Annotated in this window: 8 protein-coding genes and 1 tRNA gene; 6 read left to right on the forward strand and 3 right to left on the reverse strand. The window is 67.1% G+C overall.

Annotated features, from left to right (window positions below):
- Nucleotides 1-12 precede the first annotated feature (12 nt).
- The 5 genes from VLK61_RS06755 (at nucleotide 13) to VLK61_RS06775 (ending at nucleotide 2,876) form a co-directional block, all read left to right on the forward strand.
- On the forward strand, nucleotides 13-780 hold the full coding sequence (locus VLK61_RS06755) for a cytochrome c1 (RefSeq protein WP_325419512.1): 768 nt from the start codon (nucleotides 13-15) through the stop codon (nucleotides 778-780).
- 141 nt (nucleotides 781-921) lie between these two features.
- Nucleotides 922-1,536: a glutathione S-transferase N-terminal domain-containing protein gene (locus tag VLK61_RS06760; RefSeq protein WP_325419501.1), complete on the forward strand. Its 615-nt coding sequence runs from the start codon at nucleotides 922-924 to the stop codon at nucleotides 1,534-1,536.
- 10 nt (nucleotides 1,537-1,546) lie between these two features.
- Nucleotides 1,547-2,089, forward strand: a complete 543-nt coding sequence (locus VLK61_RS06765; protein WP_325419502.1) for a ClpXP protease specificity-enhancing factor — start codon at nucleotides 1,547-1,549, stop codon at nucleotides 2,087-2,089.
- Between the two features lie 56 nt (nucleotides 2,090-2,145).
- Nucleotides 2,146-2,221 (forward strand) — tRNA-Thr (locus tag VLK61_RS06770).
- Between the two features lie 82 nt (nucleotides 2,222-2,303).
- Nucleotides 2,304-2,876 carry a BON domain-containing protein gene (locus VLK61_RS06775; protein ID WP_325419503.1) on the forward strand — a complete coding sequence of 191 codons (573 nt, stop codon included), beginning with the start codon at nucleotides 2,304-2,306 and terminating at the stop codon, nucleotides 2,874-2,876.
- A 16-nt stretch (nucleotides 2,877-2,892) separates the two neighbouring features.
- Here VLK61_RS06775 and VLK61_RS06780 read toward each other — a convergent pair whose 3' ends face one another.
- From VLK61_RS06780 to VLK61_RS06790, 3 genes are all read right to left on the reverse strand, one after another.
- Nucleotides 2,893-3,855, reverse strand: a complete 963-nt coding sequence (locus tag VLK61_RS06780; protein ID WP_325419504.1) for a DUF4214 domain-containing protein — start codon at nucleotides 3,853-3,855, stop codon at nucleotides 2,893-2,895.
- A 56-nt stretch (nucleotides 3,856-3,911) separates the two neighbouring features.
- Nucleotides 3,912-5,066 carry a PAS domain-containing sensor histidine kinase gene (locus VLK61_RS06785; protein WP_325419506.1) on the reverse strand — a complete coding sequence of 385 codons (1,155 nt, stop codon included), beginning with the start codon at nucleotides 5,064-5,066 and terminating at the stop codon, nucleotides 3,912-3,914.
- A gap of 222 nt (nucleotides 5,067-5,288) precedes the next feature.
- Nucleotides 5,289-5,600, reverse strand: coding sequence for a hypothetical protein (locus VLK61_RS06790; protein WP_325419508.1), 312 nt, complete (start codon nucleotides 5,598-5,600; stop codon nucleotides 5,289-5,291).
- A 228-nt stretch (nucleotides 5,601-5,828) separates the two neighbouring features.
- On the opposite strand from VLK61_RS06790, the gene VLK61_RS06795 reads away from it, so the two are divergent.
- The coding region (locus VLK61_RS06795; RefSeq protein WP_325419510.1) for a DEAD/DEAH box helicase at nucleotides 5,829-6,865 on the forward strand (1,037 nt) is incomplete at its 3' end.

Below are 6,865 nucleotides of genomic sequence, written 5' to 3' on the forward strand. Positions count from 1 at the left end.
GAGCGCACAACCATGAAAAGACTCCTTGCTTGCCTGCTGGCCGCGTTGACGCTGGCCGGCTCTGCCTGGGCCAGTGAAGGCGGCCCGGCCTGGGACAAGTTCCCGAAGGAACGTGTCACCGATGTCGCCGCGCTGCAGAACGGCGCCAAGCTGTTCGTCAACTACTGCCTGAACTGCCACGCAGCGTCCTACAACCGCTACAACCGGCTGCAGGACATCGGCCTGACCAACGAGCAGATCAAGAAGAACCTGCTGTTCGCCGGCGAGAAGGTCGGCGACCTGATGACGGTGGCCATGGACCCGCAACACGCCAAGGAATGGTTCGGCGCGGTGCCGCCGGACCTGAGCGTGGTCGCGCGCTCACGGGCCGGCGCCAACGGCTCCGGCGCGGATTACCTCTACACCTACATGCGTACCTTCTACCGCGACGAAACGCGGCCCACCGGCTGGAACAACCTGGTGTTCCCGGCGGTCGGCATGCCGCACGTGCTGTGGGAACTGCAGGGTGAGCAGCGCCCGGTCTATGTCGAAGAGAAGGATGCCCACGACCCGAAGAAGACGGTGCATGTCTTCAAGGGCTTCGAGCAGACCAAGCCGGGTTCGATGAACAAGGCCGATTACGACATCGCCGTTGCCGACCTGGTGGCCTACCTCCAGTGGATGGGCGAACCGGCACAGACCCAGCGTGTACGCCTGGGCGTCTGGGTGCTCTTGTTCCTGGCGGTCTTCACGGTGATCGCCTGGCGCCTGAACGCCGCTTACTGGAAAGACATCAAGTAAGCCCCATCTACAGGGCCCGGCGCACCGGGCCACGCGCGCAGTGGTAGCCTAGCGGGCTCCCTGCGCGTGTTGCTTTTTTCAGATCCCGCTGTTCGTCCCGCCGTCTTTCTGCTTTTTCTTGTCTCTTTGGGAGCCGCCGCCATGATGGTGCTTTACTCCGGAACCACCTGCCCTTATTCGCACCGCTGCCGCTTCGTGCTGTTCGAGAAAGGCATGGACTTCGAGATCCGCGATGTCGACCTCTTCGCCAAGCCCGAAGACATCGCGCTGATGAACCCGTACAACGAAGTGCCGATCCTGGTCGAGCGCGACCTGATCCTGTACGAGTCGCACATCATCAACGAGTACATCGACGAGCGCTTCCCGCATCCGCAGCTGATGCCCGGCGACCCGGTGGCGCGGGCCCGCGTGCGGCTGTTCCTGTTCAACTTCGAGAAGGAACTGTTCGCTCACGTGAACACCATCGAGGCACGTTCGGGCGTCAAGGCCAACGACAAGCAACTCGAAAAGGCGCGCTCGCAGATCCGCGAACGCCTGACCCAGTTGGCGCCGATCTTCCTGAAGAACAAGTACATGCTGGGCGACGACTTCTCGATGCTCGACGTGGCCATCGCCCCGCTGCTGTGGCGCCTGGACTACTACGGCATCGACCTGTCGAAGAACGCCGCGCCGCTGCTGAAGTACGCCGAACGCATCTTCTCGCGCCCGGCCTACATCGAGGCGCTGACACCGTCCGAAAAGGTCATGCGAAAGTAAGCTGCACCCGATGAGCATTCCTGCCGCCCCCGACGAACAGGGCACCTCGACCCGGCCCTACCTGATCCGTGCACTGCATGACTGGTGCACCGACAACGGCTTCACGCCCTATGTCGCGGTGTTCGTCGACCGGCTGGTGCAGGTGCCGATGGAGTACGTGAAGAACAACGAGATCGTGCTCAACGTCGGCTTCGAGGCCACCTCCGGGCTGAAGCTGGGCAACGAGTTCATCGAGTTCCGCGCGCGCTTCGGCGGTGTCTCTCGCGACATCGTCGTGCCGGTCGATCACGTGGTGGCGATCTACGCCCGCGAAAACGGCCAGGGCATGGCCTTCCCGGTGCCCACCGAAGCCGCGCCGGCGCCGGCTGGCTCAAAAGGCCCCGAAGCCGTGCCCGAGCCCGTGTCCCGTGGCCTGCGCCTGGCCCACACCGACGAGGCGCCGGAGGCCGCCGCGGAACCCCCGGCGCCGCGCGCCGGCTGGTCCGACGACCAGCCCCCGGAGCCGACGCCGCCGGCCCCCGGCAGCCGACCGTCGCTCAAGCGCATCAAGTAGCTGAACCCTGGTCGCGCGTGCCGCGCGGCCTACAATTCGCAGCGCTCCCAAGCCGTGCCGGCTTAGCTCAGTTGGTAGAGCACCCGCCTTGTAAGCGGAAGGTCATCTGTTCGAGTCAGATAGCCGGCACCACCTGGCCTTGTCAGACAGCGCGCACAGCCGAAGCCGCCGCCTGCTGACAGATGGCGCAAGCAAGCCGCCCTAGGCTTGTGTCATGGCTACACACCCCACCCCCCTCGAGCCCCATTACGCCATGGGCACTGACGCCGACAAGGTGTCCAGTCGCTTGATCCCGGTCAGGCCGGCGCCTCCGCCCCGGCGGCGCCGTCGCGGCTGGGGACTGCTGGCCACGGCGATCGTTGGCGCGGTGATCGGTGGATTCCTGGTGTCGGGCTACTACGAGACGGCCAGCTTGGGCCAGCGGCTGGATGCGACCGTCGAGCGCGGCGAAGATGCCGTGCGCGGCGTGGCCGGCGGCGTGCAGCAATCGGCCCAGCAGGCCGCCGAGGCCGGTGTTGCCGGCATGGGCAAGGCCGCGCTGGCCCTCAGTGATGCGGGCATCACCACGAGCATCAAGACCGCGCTCGCTGCGGATCCAGCACTGAGTGCGCTGAAGATCGATGTCAGCACCCATTCGGGCGTGGTCACGCTCAAGGGGCCGGCGCCGAGTGCCGAAGCCCGCGACCGGGCCACGGTGCTGGCGCGTGCGCCCCAAGGCGTGACCGATGTGAAGAACGAACTGTTGTTGCCGGGCGCGGCCAGTGCCGTCGCCGGCACGGCACCTTGATCGGTCGCAGCAGGGCTCAATCCGCTGGTGTGAACGCGATGCCGGTCTGCGCCAGGCCGATCAGGTCGATCTGCTCGGCGTTGATTTCCGTTTCGGCGGCCACGGCGGCCAATGCGGCCTGCGTCATGGTGCCACTGTCGAGCAAGGCCACGTAGTAGTCCCGCGTCGAATCGTCGGCCTCCGTGCCGGTGACGTTGCGGTAGACCGTGCGCACGAAGTCGGCATTCGAATGCGAGCCGGCCAGCGCCTCGAACAGGTCGCTGCCTGTGGCCAGGGCGCTCAGCTGCACGGTGCTCATGCCCTCGTCCAGCAAGGCCAGGCCCACCCCTACCAAGTCGGCGTGCGCCAGGAATTGCGGACCGAACACGGCGCCGATCAGGCGCGCCACGGTGCCGGCGTGGCCCGCGAGGTCCAGCGCCAGGCTGCTGTCCTGGAACTGCAGGCGCTCGACGCCGGCCAGCGTGTCGGTGCCTTCGCTGCCGCGCGTATCGGCCAGCTGCCAGGCTTCGGCCGTGCGCGACAGCGTGAAGTCGCTGCGCGCGCCGCTGTATGCCGCCACGTCGATGCCGCCGCCACCTTGCAGCACATCGTCGCCGCCGCGGCCGGCAAACCAGTCGTCCCCTTCCGAACCGTCGAACCAGTCGGCCTCGCGGAACAGGTAGTCGTGCAGGCCTTCCAGGTCCCAGTGGTCGGTGAGGGGGTTGTAGTAGGACAGGATCTTCAGCAGGCTCCAGACCACGTCGACGATCTGCAAGGCCTCGTCCAGCGATTCGAACAGGTCGATGCCGAAGATGTCGCCCAAGGGCAGCAGTTCGCCGTGGTTGTAGTGCAGGCCGTCGCCGAAGATGTCCAGCGTGAAGCGGCCGGCGGACTCCCGGTAGTGGTCGGAAGTCATCACATCGGCCACCGCGTCGTCGCCCAGCGACAGGAAGTCGAAGCTGGAGATGTCCAGCGGCTTGAAGAGCGTCCAGGTGGTCATGGCGGCCTCCGCGGCACCGGGTCCGGCGTTGCTGATCGTAGCAGTGCGCCGGTGACTCAGGCCGGCGCCGGGCCGCCCGGCTGCCCTGCGGTCGGCGCCATCGGCAGCACCAGCATCGCGCGGGTGCCGCGCCCGGCCTTCGACTGCACCACCAGGCGGCCGCCGATGGCCTGCATCTGCGCATCGGCCGAGAACAGGCCGCAGCCGCTCGCCGCGCTGAACGAGGTCGGCAGCCGCGCGACATCGAAGCCCACGCCGTCGTCGCCGACGACGATGCACAGCCGATCGGGTTCCAGCTGCACGCGGATCCACAGTTGGTTCGCCCGGGCATGCCTGATCGCGTTGGTGGTCAGCTCACGCAGCACCCGGAACATCACAGCGCCACTGGCCTCGGGCATCTGCAGCGTGGCGGGCAACATGCCTTCCACGCGGACGATCAGCGGGCCCGCGCTCGTCAGACGCTGGGCGAGATCGTCGATCGCCGCTTGCAGGCCCGCGGCCTGCAGCAGCGGACTGGCCAGCGCGAAGCTGGCCGCATCGGCCGAACGCTGGCCCTCGACGAGCAGCGTTTCCAGCTCCCGCAGGCTGTCGACGCTCAGCGTCTGCGGTCCCTGGGCCAGCCGCTGGAGCGTGGCCCGTGCCTGGGCCAGCAGCGGGCCGATGCCGTCCTGCAGATCCTGCGCCACGCGGGCCCGCTCGCGGGATTCGGCCACCGTCAGTTCGTAGGCCAGTGTCTTGAGCTGGCGCTTGCGGACCTGCAAGGTCTGCTCGCGGCGGCGGCGCTCGGTGATGTCACGCATCACCACCAGGCCGGCCACCAGCTTGCCGTGGTCGTTCAGCACCGGGCTGGCGGTGGCGCTGACGGCCACATCGAAGCCGTTGCGTGCACGCAGCGTGCAATCGGCATCCCGCAGTTCGCCGCAGGACGCCAGCTTGCGCCAGGTGGCACCGGCGGTTTCCAGGTTGTGGGGTTCGGCCAGCGCCTGCAGTGGCCAGCCGAACACTTCGGATCGTCCGTAGCCCAGCGTGCTGAACAGCGCGCGGTTGCAGTCGACGATGCGGCCCGAATTCGGCGCCAGCCACAGGCAGATGTCCGGCATCGCGTCGGCCCAGCGGCGCCAGCCCACCGGCTCGGAGGGCATGGGCATGGTGCTCGGTTCGTCCTGCGGAGCGGGGCGGGAGGACGGCACGGTGTTGAACGACAAGCTCATGAACAGGCTCCGCTGATGCGCCAGCGTTGGCGCTACTGCCAGGCCCGGGACGATAGCCGTCAGGCCAGCCGCGTCAACCGGCAATAGTGAATACGAACATCGGCGGCTCGCGTGTCACGGCGAGCCGGCGGCGGGCCGTTCACGAGGGAGCCGGTCGTGCAGTCGGCGCATGCATCAGGCGTGTCCGCCCGCAACGCAACCCCCTAGTTCGACGGCTAGTCTTCACAAACTGGTCAAGATCCGCACACGGATGATGCGCCTCGGAAGGCCGGCCCCGATCAGCCGCGCCTCCAGCGCAGGCAGCAGCTGGCGCAACTTGGCCGAGACCGCCCCGTTCGGGGCCAACAGGGTCCAGGCCTCGTCATCGATCGGCCCGGGCCGCAGTTGTGCATGCAGCGCCATCGGCAGCAACGGGGCGATCAGCTCGAAGCAGGCCTGCGAGGCGCGCAGCCGCTCACTCAGCCGGCCCAGCGTTTCATTGGCGGCCAGCGCGCTGTCGATCGAGATCGCCTGCCTGGGCGGAGGGGAGGCCATGGCTGCAGTGTAGGGGTCGGCCGATGCGCAGAGCGCCGCTCCGGCGCTAGCCCGGGCGCGGGGACCCGGGTGATAGACTCGACGGCTTTGTTAGGCCCGGCTGGCGCTGCGCTTTTCGTCGGCCTGAGGAGTCTCCAATAGCCCTGCTGCCGCTGCGCTTGCATCGGTGCTTGGCTTCCCCAAAAGTGTCCCCAGATGTGCAGGCTGCCCAGCCTCGCCCCACACCGCATGTTGCCCAAGCTTCTCACCTCGATTTTCGGCAGCCGCAACGAGCGCCTGATCAAGCAATACCGCCGCGTCGTCGAGAAGATCAACGCGCTCGAGCCGCAGTTCGAAGTGCTCGACGATGCCGCGCTGCGTGCCAAGACAGACGAATTCCGCGAGCGCGTGGCCCAGGGCACTGCGCTGGACGACCTGCTGCCCGAAGCCTTTGCCGTGGTGCGCGAAGCCGGCAAACGCAGCCTGAAGATGCGCCACTTCGACGTGCAGCTGATTGGCGGCATGGCGCTGCACAACGGCAAGATCGCCGAAATGCGCACCGGCGAAGGCAAGACGCTGATGGCCACGCTGCCGGTGTACCTGAACGCGTTGTCCGGCAAGGGCGTGCACCTGGTCACCGTCAACGAGTATCTGGCGCGGCGTGATGCGGAGTGGATGGGGCGGCTGTACAACTTCCTCGGCCTGTCGGTCGGCGTCAACGTGCCGGGCCTGACGCGCGAGGAAAAGCAGTTGGCCTTCCTGGCCGATGTCACCTACGGCACGAACAATGAATTCGGCTTCGACTACCTGCGCGACAACATGGTCTACGAGGTCGCCGATCGCGTGGCGCGCGGCCTGAACTTCGCGATCGTCGATGAGGTCGATTCGATCCTGATCGACGAGGCCCGCACGCCGCTGATCATCAGCGGCCAGGCCGAGGACCACACCGAGCTCTACGTGCGCATCAACGCCGTGATCCCGGGCCTGAAGAAGCAGATCGGCGAGGCCGACCCACGCACCGGCGAAGGCGTCATCGAACCTGGCGACTTCACCGTCGACGAAAAGACCCATCAGGTCTACCTGACCGAAGACGGCCACGAAAACGCCGAACGCCTGCTCAGCGAAGCCGGCCTGCTGGTCGAAGGCGCGAGCCTGTACGACGCGGCCAACATCACGCTGATGCACCACGTCTATGCGGCGCTGCGGGCCAACCACCTGTACCACCGCGACCAGCACTACGTGGTGCAGAACGGCGAGATCATCATCGTCGACGAGTTCACCGGCCG

The organism is Aquabacterium sp., assembly GCF_035476535.1.
GTDB lineage: Bacteria > Pseudomonadota > Gammaproteobacteria > Burkholderiales > Burkholderiaceae_C > Pseudaquabacterium.